At 67.3% G+C, this 17309-nt stretch carries 15 protein-coding genes; 8 read left to right on the forward strand and 7 right to left on the reverse strand.

The annotated features are described in order from the left end of the window. Nucleotides 1-128: 128 nt before the first annotated feature. Nucleotides 129-812 (reverse strand): transglycosylase family protein, encoded by a 684-nt coding sequence (locus ACFUTU_RS16140; RefSeq protein ID WP_377966007.1) that lies wholly within the window; start codon nt 810-812, stop codon nt 129-131. 224 nt (nt 813-1036) lie between these two features. After that, nucleotides 1037-3712, reverse strand: coding sequence for an ABC transporter (locus tag ACFUTU_RS16145; RefSeq protein WP_377966009.1), 2676 nt, complete (start codon nt 3710-3712; stop codon nt 1037-1039). A 186-nt stretch (nt 3713-3898) separates the two neighbouring features. Here ACFUTU_RS16145 and ACFUTU_RS16150 point away from each other — a divergent pair, with 186 nt between their 5' ends. Further along, nucleotides 3899-4867 (forward strand): adenosine deaminase, encoded by a 969-nt coding sequence (locus ACFUTU_RS16150; protein ID WP_377966089.1) that lies wholly within the window; start codon nt 3899-3901, stop codon nt 4865-4867. Nucleotides 4868-5010: 143 nt separating this feature from the next. Here the strand turns inward: ACFUTU_RS16150 and ACFUTU_RS16155 are convergent, their stop codons facing one another. Then, a complete protein-coding gene (locus tag ACFUTU_RS16155) occupies nt 5011-5904 on the reverse strand; it encodes a glucose 1-dehydrogenase (RefSeq protein WP_377966011.1) in 894 nt (297 codons plus the stop codon). Nucleotides 5905-6200: 296 nt separating this feature from the next. Here ACFUTU_RS16155 and ACFUTU_RS16160 point away from each other — a divergent pair, with 296 nt between their 5' ends. After that, nucleotides 6201-6479 (forward strand): DUF2630 family protein, encoded by a 279-nt coding sequence (locus ACFUTU_RS16160; RefSeq protein WP_377966013.1) that lies wholly within the window; start codon nt 6201-6203, stop codon nt 6477-6479. 86 nt (nt 6480-6565) lie between these two features. Here ACFUTU_RS16160 and ACFUTU_RS16165 read toward each other — a convergent pair whose 3' ends face one another. Then, complete coding sequence (locus tag ACFUTU_RS16165; RefSeq protein WP_377966015.1) at nt 6566-6865, reverse strand: hypothetical protein; 300 nt, start codon at nt 6863-6865, stop codon at nt 6566-6568. Between the two features lie 257 nt (nt 6866-7122). On the opposite strand from ACFUTU_RS16165, the gene ACFUTU_RS16170 reads away from it, so the two are divergent. The 3 genes from ACFUTU_RS16170 (at nt 7123) to ACFUTU_RS16180 (ending at nt 9368) form a co-directional block, all read left to right on the forward strand. After that, complete coding sequence (locus ACFUTU_RS16170; protein WP_377966017.1) at nt 7123-7983, forward strand: glycosidase; 861 nt, start codon at nt 7123-7125, stop codon at nt 7981-7983. A gap of 240 nt (nt 7984-8223) precedes the next feature. Further along, complete coding sequence (locus tag ACFUTU_RS16175) at nt 8224-8994, forward strand: hypothetical protein (RefSeq protein WP_377966019.1); 771 nt, start codon at nt 8224-8226, stop codon at nt 8992-8994. A gap of 71 nt (nt 8995-9065) precedes the next feature. Beyond that, nucleotides 9066-9368 (forward strand): acylphosphatase, encoded by a 303-nt coding sequence (locus ACFUTU_RS16180; protein WP_377966021.1) that lies wholly within the window; start codon nt 9066-9068, stop codon nt 9366-9368. On the opposite strand, the gene ACFUTU_RS16185 is transcribed toward ACFUTU_RS16180, so the two are convergent. After that, nucleotides 9361-13149 (reverse strand): TM0106 family RecB-like putative nuclease, encoded by a 3789-nt coding sequence (locus tag ACFUTU_RS16185; RefSeq protein ID WP_377966023.1) that lies wholly within the window; start codon nt 13147-13149, stop codon nt 9361-9363. The two genes, ACFUTU_RS16180 and ACFUTU_RS16185, sit on opposite strands and share 8 nt — an antisense overlap. 150 nt (nt 13150-13299) lie before the next feature. After that, a complete protein-coding gene (locus ACFUTU_RS16190) occupies nt 13300-13602 on the reverse strand; it encodes a DUF1540 domain-containing protein (protein WP_377966025.1) in 303 nt (100 codons plus the stop codon). A 306-nt stretch (nt 13603-13908) separates the two neighbouring features. Between ACFUTU_RS16190 and fdhA the strand changes: the two genes are divergently transcribed. Continuing rightward, the gene (gene fdhA, locus ACFUTU_RS16195; RefSeq protein WP_377966027.1) at nt 13909-15120 is read left to right on the forward strand and encodes a formaldehyde dehydrogenase, glutathione-independent; all 1212 of its coding nucleotides are present in this window, start codon (nt 13909-13911) and stop codon (nt 15118-15120) included. A 179-nt stretch (nt 15121-15299) separates the two neighbouring features. Further along, on the forward strand, nt 15300-15596 hold the full coding sequence (locus ACFUTU_RS16200) for a hypothetical protein (protein ID WP_377966029.1): 297 nt from the start codon (nt 15300-15302) through the stop codon (nt 15594-15596). A gap of 55 nt (nt 15597-15651) precedes the next feature. On the opposite strand, the gene ACFUTU_RS16205 is transcribed toward ACFUTU_RS16200, so the two are convergent. Next, entirely contained in the window at nt 15652-16389 is a 738-nt protein-coding gene (locus ACFUTU_RS16205; RefSeq protein WP_377966031.1) for an HNH endonuclease family protein, read from the reverse strand. A 354-nt stretch (nt 16390-16743) separates the two neighbouring features. Here ACFUTU_RS16205 and ACFUTU_RS16210 point away from each other — a divergent pair, with 354 nt between their 5' ends. Then, nucleotides 16744-17289, forward strand: a complete 546-nt coding sequence (locus tag ACFUTU_RS16210; RefSeq protein WP_377966033.1) for a YceI family protein — start codon at nt 16744-16746, stop codon at nt 17287-17289. Nucleotides 17290-17309 lie beyond the last annotated feature (20 nt).

A 17309-nucleotide genomic window follows, 5' to 3' on the forward strand; every position in this document is an offset into this window, starting at 1 on the left:
GCTTAAGGGGGGCCGCCCGGCGTCGTTCTTTATGGGTGCAGGCAGGGCAGGCGCAACGAAAACCGGGCGGCCCCGGAAGGGGCCGCCCGGCGTCGAGCTTTAGCCGCTGAGCGGCTGCACGGGTCCGATTAGGCAGGAAGCTGCAGAACCTGGCCCACGAACACGAGGTTCGGGTTGCTGATGGTGTCAGCGTTGGCATCGGCGAGGTGCTGCCAGCCGCCGTGGATGCCGAGCTTGTCGGCAATCTTGCTCAGGGTGTCGCCTTCCTGGACCGTGTAGGTCTCGCCGCTCACCGCGATGGCGGCAGCGTGGCGGGCCTGGACCGGGGCCTCGGCTGCGGCAGTCTGGGCTACCGGAGCCTGGGCGACGGGAGCGGTCTGGACCGGGGCCTGGGCGGGGGCTGCCTGGACGGGTGCGCTCTGCGGCAGGATCTGCGGTGCCGGAGCGCCGCCGCCGCCGGTCAGGCCGAGCTTGGCGGAGCAGGCGGGCCATGCGCCCCAGCCCTGGCTGGCCTGGACCTTTTCGGCCACGGCGATTTGCTGGGCACGGGAAGCGTCCTGCGGCGCGCCGGTTCCACCGAAAGCCGCCCAGGTCTGCGGGGTGAACTGCAGGCCGCCGGAGAAGCCGTTGCCGGTGTTGGTGGACCAGTTGCCGCCGCTCTCGCACTGGGCGAGGGCGTCCCAGGTGGAAGCGCTCGTGGCGGTGGGCGTTGCAGCGTTGGCCGCAGTGGCGGAGAGGGCCAGGGTTGCGGCGGAAACAGCGGCCAGGGTGACACCACGGCGCGCGGCAGTGCTGAGGGTTGCTTTCTTCATTTGGGATGCTCCTGAGGCCACCCGCGCTCGGCCCGTCCCCGGACGTTGTCGCGCTACTGCCCGCCCCTGACGAACTAGAGGTCATTTCGGTATCCGCCGGCCGGGCAGTAACTGGTGGTGGCGGCACCGGGCATTCATGGGCCCGCATCGCGCGGGCATGTGCCCCAGCCTAGAGGGGTTGCGCGCCGTTATCAAATCGAGATCTTTATTGACAGTAAAGCTCTTTAATGGGCGTCCCCGCCGAGCGAAGCAGCGAGGTACCGGGCGGTCCGGCTGTCGGGCGAAACCGCAACGTCTGCGGGCGTTCCGGAGGCCACGATCTGTCCGCCCGCGTCTCCACCGGATGGTCCGAGGTCGATCACCCAGTCGGCTTCGGCCACCACGTCCATCTCGTGTTCCACCACAACCACGGTGTTGCCCGCGTCCACAAGGCGCTGCAGCTGCGCCATGAGGAGCCGCACATCGGAGGGGTGGAGCCCGGTGGTGGGCTCGTCCAGCAGGTAGAGCGTGTGGCCGCGGCGCGCCCGCTGCAGTTCGGTGGCGAGCTTGATGCGCTGGGCCTCGCCGCCGGACAGTTCAGTGGCGGGCTGGCCAAGCCGCAGGTAGCCCAGCCCCACGTCCCGGAGCGTCTCCAGGCTGCGGGCCGCCGCGGGAACGTCGGCCAGGAACTCGGCTGCGGCGTCCACGGTCATGCCCAGGACCTCGGCCACGTTCTTGCCGCGGTAGGTGACTTCCAGCGTTTCGGTGTTATAGCGCGACCCGTCGCATTCCGGGCAGGGGCCGTAGCTGCCGGGCAGGAACAGCAGCTCGACGGCGACAAACCCCTCGCCCTGGCAGGTCTCGCAGCGCCCGCCGGCCACGTTGAAGGAGAATCGCCCGGCCCCATAGCCCCGGCCCCGGGCTTCGTCCGTGGCCGCGAACTCCTTGCGCACGGCGTCGAAGAGCCCGGTGTAGGTGGCCAGGTTGGACCGCGGCGTGCGGCCGATCGGCTTCTGGTCCACCGTCACCAGCCGGTCCACGTGATCCAGTCCGGTCACGGTTCCCACGCTCAGCGGCGTGCCAGGGTCGACGGCGTCCGCGGGCTGGTCCTCGTCGATGCCGGCGGCTCCTGTGACCGCGGCATCAGTGCCCGCGTCTCCGTGCAGCTCTGATCCAACCACCTCGGCCAGGACGTGGCTGACCAGAGTCGACTTGCCCGAGCCCGATACTCCGGTGACCGCTGTCAGCACCTGCAGCGGGAAGGAGGCGTCAAGGCCGCGGAGGTTGTGGCGGGTGATGTCGTTCAGTTCCAGCCACGCAGCAGGCTCCCGACGGCGGGTGGTCCGGGCGCTGCTGTCGGGCTCGCCGCCGGCCGGCGAACGGCTGTCGGGGGCACCGCCGTCGGAAGGGCCGCCCGCAACGAGGAACGGGCGCGTCACGGAGGCCGCTACGTCGGCGAGGCCCGCCACGGGCCCGCTGTACAGGACCTCACCGCCGGCCTCGCCAGCGCGCGGACCCACGTCCACGAGCCAGTCGGCGCGGCGCACAATGTCCATGTTGTGCTCCACCACGAACACGGAGTTGCCCGACGACTTGAGCTGTTCCAGCACCGCCAGGAGGGGCTCGGCGTCGGCGGGGTGCAGCCCGGCGGACGGCTCGTCCAGCACATAGACCACGCCGAACAGTCCCGAGCGGAGCTGGGTGGCGATCCGGAGGCGCTGCATCTCTCCCGGGGAGAGGGTGGGCGTCGGCCGGCCCAGGGCAAGGTAACCGAGCCCCAGATCCAGCAGGACGGTGATCCGCTGGAGGAGGTCGCGGGTTATGGCTACGGCCACCTCGTTGGTTTCAGCGGAGGACTGCATGCCCGCGGGCAGTTTGCGGGAAGCGGTTCCGGCGTCCGTCAGCTCGGTGGTCGGGCGGATGATGTCCGCAAGCTCGGCCATCGGGACTGCGTTGAGCTCGGCGATGGTCCTGCCGGCGAACGTGACCGCCAGCGCCTCGGGCGTGAGTCCGCTGCCGCTGCACCGCCGGCAGGGCCCGGTTTCCATGAAGCGCAGGACCCGCTCGCGCATGGTGTTGCTCTTTGAATCGGCGAGGGTGTGGAGCACGTGGCTCTTGGCGCTCCAGAATTTGCCCTTGTACGGCTTGGCCACGCGGTCGCGCTGGGGCGTGATTTCCACGACCGGCTGCTCGTCCGTGAACAGGATCCAGTCGCGGTCCTTCCGTGGCAGGTCCTGCCAGGGGGTGTCGACGTCGTAGCCCAGGTGCGTGAGGATGTCCCGCAGGTTTTTGCCCTGCCATGCGGTGGGCCACGCTGCGATGGCCCCCTCCCGGATGGTCAGTGAGGGGTCGGGGACCATGGACGCCTCGGTCACTGTGTGCGCAACGCCCAGTCCGTGGCAGTCGGGGCATGCGCCTGCGGCCGTGTTGGGCGAGAAGGCATCCGAGTCCAGCGGGCTGGCGCCGGCCGGGTAGCTGCCCGCGCGTGAGAACAGCATGCGCAGCGAGTTGGACAGCGTGGTCACCGTTCCCACCGTGGAACGGCTGCTCGGCGTTCCCCGCCGCTGTTGAAGCGCGACGGCGGGCGGCAGCCCGGTGATCATCTCCACCTTGGGATTGTGCCCCTGCTGGATCAGGCGGCGGGCGTAGGGCGCGACAGATTCGAAGTACCGGCGCTGGGCCTCCGCGTAGATTGTCCCGAACGCCAGGGATGACTTGCCCGAGCCGGAGACGCCCGTGAAGGCAACGATGGCGTCCCGCGGAACGGCGACGTCCACATTGCGGAGGTTGTTCTCGCGGGCACCGCGCACCCGGACGAAGCCGTCGATGGAGTGGTCGGCACTGCCTTGGTCGCTCCTCGTGCCGGCATCCACCTGCCAGTCCAGATCGGCCAAGGGGTCAGCATACTCTTCAGTCCGCATCTGATCGACTCTAGCGGTTGTGCCCGTTCCGGGGACTATTCTGTCGGGGTGAATACTTACGACGGCGCCGCCGAACCGACCGATCCCACTGCACTTTCTGCCGGAACCCCGCCCTCGGAGGGAACCGCGGCTGCGACGGAAACTGCGCCATCGGACGAAGCCGCGCTGGCGGTGCCACCGGCGCCGATGCCCTTGGCTGAGCTGCATCTGCACATCGAAGGGACGCTGGAACCGGAGCTGATTTTCGCGCTCGCGGAGCGGAACGGGATCGAGCTGCCATATGCCAGCCTGGACGAGCTGAGGAGCCGTTACGAGTTCACCGATCTGCAGTCGTTCCTCGACCTGTACTACGCGAACATGGCGGTCCTCAGGACGGAGCAGGACTTCGCGGACATGACCCGGGCGTACCTGGCACGGGCAGCGGACGCCGGGGTGCGGCACGCGGAAATCATGATGGACCCGCAGGCGCACCTTTCACGGGGCGTTTCCCTGGAAACCTGCGTGAACGGCGTGGCCTCTGTCCTCGCCACCTCAGAAGAAGAATTCGGCATCTCCACGCTGCTGATTGCCGCCTTCCTCCGGGACCTCTCAGAGGACTCGGCGCTGGAGGTCCTGGACGGGCTGCTCGCGATGAACGCACCGATCGCCGGAATCGGCCTGGACTCCGCAGAGGTGGGCAATCCGCCGTCGAAATTCACGCGGCTGTTTGCCCGGGCCGGCGAAGCCGGCCTGCGGAAGATTGCGCACGCCGGCGAGGAGGGCCCGCCGTCGTACATTCTGGAGGCGCTGGACGTGCTGGGCGTGGAGCGGATTGACCACGGGATCCGGTGCATAGAGGACCCGGATCTGGTGGAGCGGCTGGTCACCGAGCGGGTGCCGCTGACGGTATGTCCGTTGTCGAACGTCCGGCTGCGTGCCGTGGACATGCTGGCCGCCCACCCGCTGCCGGCGATGCTGGCCGCCGGCCTCAACGTCAGTGTGAACTCGGATGATCCGGCGTACTTCGGCGGATACGTGGACACCAACTTTGCCCAGCTGGAGTCGGTTCTCGGGCTCTCGGAATTCGACCGGATCAGGCTCGCGGCGAACTCCATCAGGTCCTCGTTTGCAAGCGAGGAACGGAAGCAGGAACTGCTGGCCGAGCTGTCCGGGTGACGCCGCGGACCGGCGGAGGCCCGGGAAATCCGCTGATCGACGCGGATTTCCCGGGCGCCCGCGATGGAGCCCGCTCCCGAAGTGGAACGTGAATGCGGTGCCGGCCGGCGTTTCCGGGCTGCGCCGGCCGGCGGAAGCCGCAGCTACGGCGTCGGGCTGCCGCCGTTGACGTTCAGGGTCTCGCCAACCACAAAGCTCGACTCCGCCGACGCCAGGAACACGTACGCCGGGGCGAGCTCTGCGGGCTGGCCCGCGCGGCCCAGGGGAGTGTCCTTGCCGAACTCCGGCAGGGCCTCCTTGGGCTGGCCGCTGCTGACCTGCAGGGGCGTCCAGATCGGCCCCGGAGCCACCGCGTTCACCCGGATGCCCTTTGGTGCCAGCTGCTGTGCCAGTCCCTTGGTGAAGTTGTTGATGCTTGCCTTCGTGGTGGCGTAATCCAGCAGCGTCGGTGACGGGTTGTACGCCTGGATGGATGTGGTGTTGATGATCGTGGAGCCGGCAGGGAGATGCGGCACTGCCGCCCTGGTGAGCCAGAACATGGCGTACACGTTGGTCTTCTGGGTGTGGTCGAACTGCTCGTCGGTGATCTGGCCGATGTCCTCCTGCGCCACCTGCTTGCCGGCGTTGTTCACGAGGATGTCCAGGCCGCCGAGTTCCTGCAGCGCGGTGTCCACCAGCTTCTGGCAGGTCGCGGCGTCCTTGAGGTCGCCGGGCACCTTGACGGCTTTGCGGCCGGCTTTCTCGATCAGGTTGGCAATCCTCGCCGCATCCTCTTCCTCCTCGGGGAGGTAGGAAAGCACGACGTCGGCCCCCTCCCGGGCGAAAGCGATCGCCGTCGCTGCACCGATGCCGGAGTCCGCGCCGGTGACAATAGCCTTCCGGCCATCGAGGCGTCCGGTGCCGCGGTACGTGTCCTCGCCCAGGTCGGCCTTGGGTTCCAGCTTCGCGTCCAGGCCGGGTTCGGGCTGGTGCTGCTTGGGCGGCTCGATGTGCTCGTAAGCGGTAACGGGATTCTTAAAGGTGTACTGGTCGGTCATGGTTCTCCTCCGTTGCGGTGTTGAACGCGGACAGGAACGTCGGGCTCCGTGCAGGGCCTGACATTGAGGCAATGCTAAGCATGCTTATCGTCTACCCTAGCGAGAGTACGGCGGTGCCGCCAGTGCCGGCGCATCCGGATTGCGGGCGGTGGACCTTGGGGCCGAACGGTGACGGCAACCCCCTTTCCCTGGCCGCGGCCCAAAGTTAGGCTGGCAGTCCCGGGCAGGCGGGCCACCGTTGCCGGCGGCTGCTTTTCGAAGATGATCCGGCACGCGCTAACCAAGGAGTGAAGGCGATGGACAACCAGGACATTCTGCAGCGCATCCAGGCGCTGGTTGACGAGGAGCATCAGCTCCGCGAGCCAGCGGGGGCAGGCTCGGCCGGTTCAGAGGACGTCGGCGGCGGCGAGGCGGGTAATCAGGAGGAGCGCCTGGCCCGGTTGGCCCAGGTGGAGGCGGCCCTGGACCAGTGCTGGGACCTGTTGCGTCAGCGCCGGGCGAAGGCAAAGGCCGGTGAGGATCCCGATGCGGCGGACGTCCGGCCCCCAAGTGAAGTAGAGGGCTACGCCCAATAGGTTGGCGTAGGAGCCTCGTCATGTCACCGGCGCGCAAGGGCGGCCCCGGGGGGGCCGCCCTTGCCGTTAAGGCGTTTCTTGAGAGGCTACTGTTCCTGGCCGCTGTGCAGGCCGTCGTCGCTGCTGTCTCCGGCTGCCGCGTCGCGAGCGTCGTCGGAAAGGTCCATGTTGCCGCGGGCTTCCTCCATGGTGGGGCCGCCCGAGGGAACGCTGTAGCGCTCCGGGCGGATGCCGTGCGACTGTTCCTCGATCAGGGCCTGCTCCTCGCTGAAGCGGATGGCGTTGGCGTCGTCGCCCGCGTCGCCGGGAACATCGTCACGGAGCTTCGAAGGGTCCGGAACGATAAAGCCGTCTGCGTTGCTGCTGTGTTCACTCACTGAATTCATCCCTTCGTTTTGGTGCCTCGCTCTATATGGTAAGCCTACTTTCTATCGTTGCCCGCGGGAAATGAACCCCGCATCTGGTGGGGAAGTGAAGGCGGGAAGGGCTCGCGGCGGCGCCAAAGAACCGAGATCCCCGGCTCAGTTCGGGTGTAATCCCCGTCATAGTCGGTCACGACACACAATGTTTACCTACTAAAGTCGCCAGATTCGCCCAGCGCTTGGCAAACTACTGTGGGAACAATCGCTCTGTAAGGGGAACCATGCGCAAGACTGCCGCCGAAAACACCAACATCCGCCTTAAGGCCGTGCTGGACGTTCTGGCAGAGGGGGTGTTGTCGGGTGAGTCGCAGAACGCCGGCGCCGTGCTGGCTGAAGCCCTCGTCCGGGTTCCGCTGAACGCCTACGAAGCTGAACTGCTCAGCGGCGGCATTCCCCGTGGCCACAAGTCGCTGACCACGGCCACGGCCAAGCTGGTCAAGGCCGGCTGGCTGGTTAAGGGACGCTCCGGCTGGACCATCACCGAGGACGGCCAGCGCGCCACCGTCGCTTTCCCGGACGCTGCCAGCTTCTCGGCAGCGCTCGAGGCCGGCACCCCGGTCCCTGCCGATACTCCGCTTCCGGTGGCCGCACCGGCCAAGGCGGCGCCCGCCAAGGCCGCGGCCAAGGCAGAGAAGGCTCCGTCCAAGGCCGCGAAGGTGGCGGACAAGGCAGCCAAGCTGATTGAAAACGCAGTGGCTCCCGTGGCAAAGGCTGTGCAGAAGAAGACCGAGGCCGACGCCGAAGCCCAGGCTCCCGCTGTCGAAAACTCCGTGGAAACCATCGACCAGCCCGGTGCTGTGGCAGTGGCCGGCGACTTCAACACCCTTCTGGGTGCCCCGGAGAACTGGGCACCGCAGTACGACGAAGCACAGATGAAGCTCGACGAACTGGACCAGCTGTGGAAGCTCTCGGCAGAAATCCCGGCCGGGTACTACAACTTCAAGATCGCCCTCAACCGGTCCTGGGATGAGAACTACGGCGCGTTCGGCGCATTCGATGGCGCCAACCACGAACTGCACCACGCCGGCGGCCAGCTCACCATCCGTTACGACCACCGGACGCGGGACATCACCGTCAACTGATTTCCTCCGGTCCGAAGCCCCGCTGCAGCATGCTGCAGCGGGGCTTCGCCGTTCCCGGTCCGCTGGTCGAGCCGGTCGGGACCAACCGAATCTCACTGCTTTTCAAGCGGCGAGGCTTTCAGACACAGGGTCCGTTCGTTACCGATGGCAACACTTTGGCGGCGATAGTCTCCGATCACTTCCCGGGCCGAGGAATGCAAGCCCAGAATGGGGAGCACACTCGCAACCGAAGGAGGGGCTTTGCGCTATTCAGGGACTTTGTCCGGGGCGGCCATCTTCGCCGCCGTCGTTGCCCTCAGCGCGTGCGGGGCTCCGGCCGCGCCGGGCGGGGGTGGGTCTGCGGCGCCGGCAACCTCAGCCTCCCCGGAGACGGCCCCACCGACGGCAAGCGGAACTCCAACGGCAACCGGAACAGCCACGGCTACCGACAACCCGGCGTCGGCCACCGCCACGCCGTCCGCTACCTTGCCGGAAGGCTGGAAAACGTTCACGACGTCGGACGGCAAGCTGGCGTTCGATCTCCCGGCCGGGTGGGTCATCAAGGATCCCGCCGGAGAGCCGGCGCAAGACGGCGTGTTCGTGGAGGTCCGGAACCCTGCGGGCAAGTCGATGGCTACCCTGCGGACCAACATGGTGGTCGGCGCGGAATGCACCAGGAAGCAGCCCTATGCCATGTACGATTCGGAACCGCTTCCGGCGCTGAAGCAGCCAGGCGGCACACCGCGCTTCACGTTTGAGTCGCGGCAGGACGACACCGCGACCGACCCTGCGAAGATGACGATCCTCGCCTACGGCATCACCTCGGCACCCGAGCCGGCCGGTTCCATGGCTTGCCCCATAGCCCACTTCTTCAGCTGGCCGCCAAGCGGCGCAATGTTCGGCGGCATCTACGACCCGTTCGACACGACCCCGGGGAACCCGCCGAACGTGGACACGCCCCAGGCCTACATGGAGACCCCTGAATACAAGAACATCCGGGCCATGATCACCTCGCTCCGCCCTGCCGGATAGGTTTCCTGCCCGGACGTCCGCCGCCTGGCAGAACCTGTCGGGACCGTGACCGCCGGGGCTACATTGGTTCCATGACTGACTCGAAGGCAGCAGATCCGGACAGCGTCCGCCTCACCGCACGGGTTACCGGGATGGTCCAGGGTGTCGGCTTCCGGTACTGGACCGCGCGCAAAGCTGACGAGCTGGGGCTGACAGGTTCGGTCAGGAACGACGACGACGGTTCGGTTGCCGTCGTCGCGGAGGGCCCGCAGCCGGACATCGTTGAGTTCAGACGCTGGCTTGGCTCATCCCGCGCTCCGGGCAGGGTGGCACACGTCGACGAGAAAGTCTCCCCGGCCGAGGGCGGATTCAGCAGCTTTCAGGTGGTCAGCTGAGCTCACGGCTGCCACCGCCCGGGCTGAGGCCCAGGAAGGCCCCGAGTTCCTCCAGCGCAGACGGCCGGGACGGCATATAGTTCGTGAGCTCGGGGGAGCGGACGATCACAGCCCGCCACTGCCCGCGGGACACCGCGACGTTGATGCGGTTGCGGTTGAGGAGGAACTCGGCTCCGCGCGGTGCCTCGGCAATCGCCGAGCACGCCATGGACACGAGCACCACGGGAGCCTCCTGGCCCTGGAACTTGTCCACCGTTCCCACCCGCACGTCGGGCAGGCCCGCCCGGTCCAGGGCGTGCCGGACGGCCTGCACCTGGGCGTTGTAGGCAGCCACCACCAGGATGTCCTTGGCTTCCAGCCGCCGGACGGGCTCGTCCTTTCCCGGCGTCCATTTGATCCCGATATGTTCATGGGCCAGCCCGACCACCACTGCCGCCTCCTCCGGAGAGCTCGTGGTGTTGCCGGAATGCCGCACCAGGACGGTCTCCACGCCCGGGGGCACGCCGTCGAGTTGGCGCCGGGACGCCGCAGGTGCGGACTCCAGCCTGCCGTCGTAGCTGAGGACCGAGACCTTGCGGCACAGCTCGGGGTGCATCCGCCAGGAATCGGCGAGGAAGTAGCCGAGCTCGGCAGGCATGGTGGCATGTCCGGCGGACAGCCAGCCGAGGGCGGACTCGTCGACGGGCTCCGGATGGGAGCCCTGGGTGACCTGCGGAAGCTGCTGTGGGTCACCGAGTAGAAGGAGCCGCTTGGCGGACCTGGCCACGGCCAGGGTGTTGGCCAGCGAATACTGGCCGGCCTCGTCGATGACCAGCAGGTCCAGAGACGCGGCGGGAACATGTCTGCCGGTCATGGTCCAGGCAGTTCCGCCGATCAGGCACCCGCCTGGCCTATCCAGGAGCCGGGCGACGTCCTCGTCGGCGACGCAGGTCCAGGGCACGTCGTGGGGCTGGGACAGTTTTTTGGCCACCACTGCGCGGTCCACGCCTGCCTTTTCGATGGCGGTGCAGAGCATGTTCTCGACGACGGCGTGGGACTGGGCGACCACGCCCACTTTCCAGCCCGCTTCCACGAGCCGGGCGACGACGTGGGAGCCGACGAACGTTTTGCCGGTTCCCGGAGGCCCCTGCACCGCAAGGTAGGACCGGTCCAGGTGCTGCAGCGCGGCGGTTATGGCCGACACGTAGTCGGCGTTGCCATTGGCATCGTTGCCGACGTCGGGCAGGCCCGGGAGCCCGGCCAGCCGAGGTGCCGACCGGCGGAGGATGTCCACGCCGGGATGCCCAGGAAGCTCCGGCAGGGAGGAGCCGACCTGCTGCGCGAGTTCTGCCAGCGCGGCCTCGATGCTTGTGGTGGGAATGGGGCGGTCGTCCGTCAGGGCCATGGGCAGCTGGAAGTACGGGGGCACCTTTCCCGTGGACTTCTCCGTGATGGTGATGACGGTGCGGCCAGGCTGCTGGGGGTGGTCCTCGACGGCTTCCACCAGTGTGCCGAAGATGCCGTCCCGGGAGGGCGGCGTGGCCACTTCAACAGCGCCTCCGGCGGTGCCTGCCTGCCGGCCCGCCGGGCGGTGCGGGGTCCGGCTGCCGTCGACCTCGCCGAGCCCGTCCGGCAGCGGATCCTCAAACATCCGGAACCAGGTGGATCCGGGCTTGAATTCCGAGCCTTCACTCATGATTCCGGTGAGCCGCAGGGTGCGGGACTCGGTCCGTGCCCGGGCGGTGGGCGGCGCCCAGTCGGAGACCACCTCCGCCGCTTCGACGATGAACACGTTCCGCTGGTCCCGCCACGCGTCGAGCTCGGCTTCGAGGCGGTCGAAGTGCTCCCACCAGAACTGTTTGCGCTCCCGGCGGTGATAGCCGGTTGCCGCCGCAACCATGGCCACTGCCTGCTCGTCGGGCGTCAGTTCCCGGTGGTCCGGAATGGCGTCCAGGAAAGCGCGCAGGCCTTCTTCCTCGGGTGAGGGTTCCCCGTCCGTTACGGCGTCTGACGGCGTTGGGGAACCGTCCGCGGTCGGGGAACCGTCCGCCGCCGCCGCACTGTCCGGCGTCGCCGCACTGTCCGGCGTCGCCGCACTGTCCGCCGTCGTCCCGCCTTCCGTTGCCGTGACCGGGCCAGCGGGGTCAGGGGCGGCAGGCACACCGCCACGCAGCTGCAGCAGCCAGTCCCGGAGGCGGAGCGTGGAGAGGCAGTCGTACTGGTTGTAGTCGGAAATGGAGGCCAGGATGGCGGCAGCCTCGGCTTGCGTTTCCGGGCCGCCATCCCGGGCTTCGCAGTAGGCGGCGTAGGCCACCACGGAAGCGCCGGCGTCCTTGACGTCCCCGGACCGCAGGTGGTCACCCATGTACAGGGGCTCGAGTTTCTTGATGGAGTACGAGGCTTCGGAAATCCGGAGTGAGTGCCGGACAGTGGCGTAGAGGTCCACCAGGAGCCCGTCGCGCAGCCACGAGTCCACCACATCCTCGCCGGCCACATGGTTGAGCGACAGGTTGCGCAGTGCTGTCTTTTCGTAGGGCGCGTAGTGGTAGACGTGCATGTCCGGATACCGGGCCCTGCGTTCCTCCACGTAGGCGAGGAAGTCCAGGAAGGCCTGCCGTTCGCCGGCGCGGGAGTGGGCCCAGAACGGCCGAAAGACCGGTTCCTGGCCCGGCGGATCAGCGGCCCGGGGTGCCTCGATCACGCCGAAGAGATATTCCAGGCCCCACTGGCCCGATGGGTCCTGCCAGAGGGGATCGCCTTCGAAATCGAAGAAGATGTCGCCCTCGCTGGGTACGGGGATGCTGCCCAGCGCGTTGTCTGCCAGCACCTTATACGTCACGGTGTGCTGCCGGCCGTCCTTCACGAAGGTCCTTGAACCGTCAGCAGGCTCCAGCCCTGTCTGCATCCTGGCCTGGTCGCGCAGGCGCCGGCGTGAGCCGGTGGCCAGGTGGAGCGGCAATTCGGCGAGGGCATCGATGGTGGTGATGCCGTCTGCGACGAGCTTCTTGCGCTGGATGGACCTCATGCCGGCCACCATCAGAAGGTCGCGGTGCAGGGCCACCTGTTCGGCGCAGTAGTCGCACCTGCCGCAGTAGGCGACGCCCGGCTGTTGCCACGCGACGGCGGCATCCGAGTCCCGGTGGGCCACGGTGAGCTCACGGAACCTCGCGCGGCGCTCGCGGTACACGGGCAGAAGATCGGTCAGCGAGTGGGAGCTTCGCTCCAGGTTGCCGAGGACCAACGTGACGCGCGGGGCAGGGTCGAGTCCGAGCGCGATCAGCTGATCGCCGTAAGCCGCAAGCTGCAGCAGGGCACCCACTTTGGCGTGCCGCGCCAGCTTGGTGTCCCAGACCGCGTACCTCTGGGCAGGGTTTCCGGAAACATGTTCCTCTTTCACCAGGAAGTCCGCGTAGCCGAGGAATTCGCCGTCAAAGAACGTTGCCTGGAAGACGACGTCGGCGCCGGCGCGAAGGGCAGCTTCTGTTTCCCGGGCCTTCTCCGCGAGGTCGGCACGGTCCGTGGTTCCACGGTCGACGCAGTAAACCCCTTTGCCGAACGAGTCATCCCAGGTGCCGTGCGTGCCGATCAGGGCGGCAAGCACCTTGTGCTCGTGGAGGTCGCCGAGCTTGCCGGCCCGTGCCTGCATCTCATCGGCGGGGAAACCGGCCTTGGGGGAGCGGCCCAGCTTCTCGTCAAGGGTCCTGAGCGTGCGGTATTCGCACTCGCTCGCGGCCACGAGGTCACTGGCTGAGAACACCAGGTCAGCGGGTGCTCCCGGCGTGGTTGGGTCGAGCAGGAACATGGGGCCTCCCCATTGGCAGCCTCGCTCCGGGACGGTTCCCGGTGCACTGATTTGAATCTAGCAAGAGGCTGTGACATCCAAGGCTGCACCGCCCCCAACCCGGTCAGTGCCGGAGCGGCGCCAATGGGGGACCCTATCTGCCTGCGCGGATTAGTGGGTGACTTTCCGTCCGTTGTGGGAGTAGGTGAGGCAGTCGGCGTTGTCCGGGCCGGGGCCGACGTGGACTTCCGGCGCCTTGCACATCAGGTGGTCGTTGTGGATGCATTCTGCCCGCTGGCAGGCTCCGACGCCGGCGAGGACCTTGGGCAGGCCGCCGTGCGTGCCGGTGTCGATGAACGTGGCGCACGACGCGTGGTCTGTGGTTCCGGCGACCGTGATGGCCTCGGCGTTGCATTCGGAATGGTCGTTGAAGGAGCAGTTGGTCACACTGCAATCAGCTACATGCGTGCTCATGGGATTCCTCCAGGTTCCGGACGCCCCGGCTGGGCGACTCGCTGTTCCCAACGTAGGCCCGACCGGCCGGATCAAAAAGACCCAAATGTGTTGCGTAATTACCCTGAGTGTCTGCTCTCAAATTCCGGCCGGGGACCCATGGACCCTTGGGCGGGACCGTCCTAGACTGGCGTCACCCTCCACCTTTTCAGGCCCGACGGCGTCGTCCGGCCTGTCAGCGGAATGCCCTGGAGGGTGCATCACAACACTCATGAATTCACCGCCGACCTTTCAAGGGGAAGGGTCTGTGACGCCAGGAGGAAAGAGATGGAAGGGAACAAAGCCGTTGCCTACAAGGGACCCGGCAAGGTGGAAGTCATCGATATCGACTACCCCACCTTTGAACTTAAGGACGGTCCGGGCGTAAATCCGGCCAACGTGGGGCGCCAGGTTCCCCACGGCGCCATCATCAGGACAGTAGCCACCAACATTTGCGGGTCGGACCAGCACATGGTGAGGGGGCGGACCACAGCGCCGCCGGACCTGGTGCTGGGCCACGAAATTACCGGCGAGGTGGTGGAGGTGGGGCCCGGCGTCGAATTCATTAAGGTCGGCGACATCTGCTCGGTGCCGTTCAATATCTCCTGCGGCCGCTGCCGGAACTGCAAGGAACGCAAGACCGGCATCTGCCTGAACGTAAACCCGGACCGGCCGGGCAGCGCGTACGGCTACGTGGACATGGGCGGCTGGGTGGGCGGCCAGGCCAACTACGTGCTGGTGCCGTACGCCGATTGGAACCTGCTCAAGTTCCCGGACAAGGACAGGGCCATGGAGAAGATCCTGGACCTGGCCATGCTCTCTGACATCTTCCCCACGGGTTTCCACGGTGCGGTGACGGCTGGGGTCGGAGTGGGCTCCACCGTATACGTCGCGGGAGCGGGTCCTGTTGGCCTGGCAGCGGCGACGAGCGCACATCTGCTGGGTGCCGCCGTCGTAATAGTTGGCGACATGAACAGTGACCGGCTGGCCCAGGCGAGCAGCTTCGGCTGCGAGACCGTTGACCTGACCAAGGGCGGGCCGGTGGAGCAGATTGAACAGATCCTGGGTGTGCCGGAGGTGGACTGCGCGGTGGACGCCGTCGGCTTCGAGGCGAAGGGCCACGGCCAGGGTGCGAAGGAGGCACCGGCCACCGTGCTGAATTCGCTGATGGACATCACTGCCGCGGGCGGCGCACTGGGTATTCCCGGCCTGTATGTGACGGGGGACCCGGGCGGCATTGACGAGGCTGCCAAGAAGGGTGCGCTGAGCCTGAGCCTCGGTACGGGCTGGGCGAAGTCGCTGAGCTTCACCACGGGCCAGTGTCCGGTGATGAGGTACAACCGGCAGCTGATGATGGCCATCCTGAACGACCGCGTGAGCATCGCCAAGAACGTCAACGCCAAGCCGATTCCGCTGGAGGAGGCACCGAAGGGGTACGCCGAGTTCGACGCCGGTGCAGCCACCAAGTACGTGCTGAACCCGAACGGGTACCTCAGCTGACACGGAGAGGGAGCTGACACGGGGAAGGGGCTGATGCAGGGCCAAAACTGACGGGGGAAGCGGCGCGGGGCCGCCGGTGGTTCCGGCCTGCTGGCCGGGCAGCAGGCGGCCCCCATTGCCGTCGCCGCAGAGTAGGGCCAGACTCGTGGAACGACCCATGCAGCCGCAGGAGGAGATCCATGAACAGCCAGCCTGACGAAACACCGCTCGAAGTGCCGGACGTTGATGCGTTCGAACAGCGCCAGGCAGCGGGCGGGGAGTTCGGGGACGAGGAACAGCGGCCCCTGCCGGAAGACGTTCCCGAAGCCGACGCCCTGGAACAGCGGACTCCGCTGACGTCCGATGGCCCAGCCGCCGCCCCCGATCTCTCGGCGGAGGAGGCAGCCGAGGCGGACGCGATCGAGCAGGCAGCCGGGACGCCCGGCAGCGACGATGATGACTACCCGTTCGCTGGCCAGGAGCCGGAGCAGGACTGAGCGGAGCCGGCCGGCCGCTTACCTGCTGGCGGGCTGGCTCCTTGCTGCCGGCTGCTTATTTGCTTCCGGCTACAGTGCCGCCGCACTGCGCCAGTACTGACGCCATGGCGGTGCGTTCGGCCTGGGTCACCCACAGCTTGTACTTGGCCTTGACCGAAATCTGCCGCGCCACATACGGGCAGCGGTAGGCCCTGCTGGCGGGCAGCCAGGTGGCGGCGTCGCCGTCGGACTTTTGCTGGTTGGCGGGGCCGGAAACTGCCAGCAGGTTCAATGGATCGTTGGCGAAGGCCGTCCGCTGCGCCTTGCTGAGGCGCTGGGCGCCCTTCTGCCAGGAGTCGCTGAGGGCGACGACGTGGTCGATCTGGATCGCGCTGCTGGTTTTGCTGCCGCGGGTGAAGGCGATGGTGGTTGCCGTGTAGGGGTCCGCGAGGGAGCCGGTCAGGACAATGCAGTCCTTCGTCCCGGGCTTGAAGGTGGTGCTTTTGAGGTCGCGGGCCAGGATGTCGTTGCGGGTGTCGCAGCCGTTGTGGTCGGTGTCCGACCAGGCCGGGCCGAATTCCTCCCGGTCATAGCCGGTTTTCGGTGCGCGGCCCTTGACCGGCAGCGTGGCGAGGAGGTCGGCCGCCTTGACGGCGTAGCCGGGGGCGGTGCCGGCTGATCCGCCGGGAACAGCGTCCGACGACGGCTGCCGGGTTGCGCTGATGGCCCCGCCGCAGGCGGTGGTGGCGAAAAGGACGGCGGCAAGGGCGCCGGCTGCAAACCAGTTCCTTCCGCGGGACGGTGCATGGTGCAAGGCGGTTAACTCCCGTGGCGCTGGTGCTCGATTCAACGACCGATCGTACTGGCCGGCGGGGAGGAGCTGGCGGTGCCACGCGGGCGGCTGCCCAAAAATCGGAGTGCCAAAACGCGGAGAGCCCCGCACTACCTGACGGCTCTGCGGGGCTGCTCCTAGCGGCAGGACCACCTCGGATGGGGGATACGCGGTGGGCCTGCACCTAGGCTAGAAAAGTTTCCTGAAAATTGGCTAGGAATGTGCGGGTATCGCGCTGGGTGCGCCGGAAGCGACTCGTCCTTGACTTCACCGCCGGGCTAAACCAGTGTTGAAATCGCACTGACCAGCAGGTTTTTCCTTCAAAGGAGATGCGCCATGACTCTTCCCGCAGGCCTGACCCCCGGCATCTGGACACTCGATATGTCCCACAGTGAGATCGGCTTCAGCGTACGCCACGCCGGGATCAGCAAGGTCCGGGGCCGGTTCCGGGAAGCGACCGGCGAAGCCCATGTGCGCGACTCCCTGGCAGATTCGTCGCTGCACGCCACCGTGAGCACCGCCAGCTTCGACTCCGGCGACGCCAACCGCGACGCGCACGTGAAGAACGAGGATTTCTTCGACGTCGCGAAGTTTCCAGAGATGACCTTCAAGGGAACGCACATCGAGGGCGATGGCGAGGACTACACGCTCACGGGCGATCTCACCATCAAGGGCATCACCAAGCCCATCGAGCTTGAGGTTGAGTTCACCGGCGTCGCCGTCGACCCGTTCGGCGCCACCCGCGCAGGCTTCTCGGCCGAAGCAGACATCAGCCGCAAGGAGTTCGGCCTCACCTGGAACGCCGCGCTCGAAGCCGGAGGGCTCCTGGTGAGCGACAAGGTGAAGATCAACCTGGAAGCCGCCCTGGTGAAGCAGCAGTAGGCGAGGCCGGGAAGGGCAAC

It is taken from the genome of Arthrobacter sp. NPDC057388 (assembly GCF_042668165.1).
GTDB lineage: Bacteria > Actinomycetota > Actinomycetes > Actinomycetales > Micrococcaceae > Arthrobacter.

What these genes read in the sequence shown, in the direction of transcription:
- ACFUTU_RS16140 (WP_377966007.1), bottom strand. Translation starts at nt 812, where the DNA reads ATGAAGAAAGCAACCCTCAGCACTGCCGCGCGCCGTGGTGTCACCCTG.
- ACFUTU_RS16145 (WP_377966009.1), bottom strand. Translation starts at nt 3,712, where the DNA reads ATGCGGACTGAAGAGTATGCTGACCCCTTGGCCGATCTGGACTGGCAG.
- ACFUTU_RS16150 (WP_377966089.1), top strand. Translation starts at nt 3,899, where the DNA reads ATGCCCTTGGCTGAGCTGCATCTGCACATCGAAGGGACGCTGGAACCG.
- ACFUTU_RS16155 (WP_377966011.1), bottom strand. Translation starts at nt 5,904, where the DNA reads ATGACCGACCAGTACACCTTTAAGAATCCCGTTACCGCTTACGAGCAC.
- ACFUTU_RS16160 (WP_377966013.1), top strand. Translation starts at nt 6,201, where the DNA reads ATGGACAACCAGGACATTCTGCAGCGCATCCAGGCGCTGGTTGACGAG.
- ACFUTU_RS16165 (WP_377966015.1), bottom strand. Translation starts at nt 6,865, where the DNA reads ATGAATTCAGTGAGTGAACACAGCAGCAACGCAGACGGCTTTATCGTT.
- ACFUTU_RS16170 (WP_377966017.1), top strand. Translation starts at nt 7,123, where the DNA reads ATGCGCAAGACTGCCGCCGAAAACACCAACATCCGCCTTAAGGCCGTG.
- ACFUTU_RS16180 (WP_377966021.1), top strand. Translation starts at nt 9,066, where the DNA reads ATGACTGACTCGAAGGCAGCAGATCCGGACAGCGTCCGCCTCACCGCA.
- ACFUTU_RS16185 (WP_377966023.1), bottom strand. Translation starts at nt 13,149, where the DNA reads ATGTTCCTGCTCGACCCAACCACGCCGGGAGCACCCGCTGACCTGGTG.
- ACFUTU_RS16190 (WP_377966025.1), bottom strand. Translation starts at nt 13,602, where the DNA reads ATGAGCACGCATGTAGCTGATTGCAGTGTGACCAACTGCTCCTTCAAC.
- fdhA (WP_377966027.1), top strand. Translation starts at nt 13,909, where the DNA reads ATGGAAGGGAACAAAGCCGTTGCCTACAAGGGACCCGGCAAGGTGGAA.
- ACFUTU_RS16200 (WP_377966029.1), top strand. Translation starts at nt 15,300, where the DNA reads ATGAACAGCCAGCCTGACGAAACACCGCTCGAAGTGCCGGACGTTGAT.
- ACFUTU_RS16210 (WP_377966033.1), top strand. Translation starts at nt 16,744, where the DNA reads ATGACTCTTCCCGCAGGCCTGACCCCCGGCATCTGGACACTCGATATG.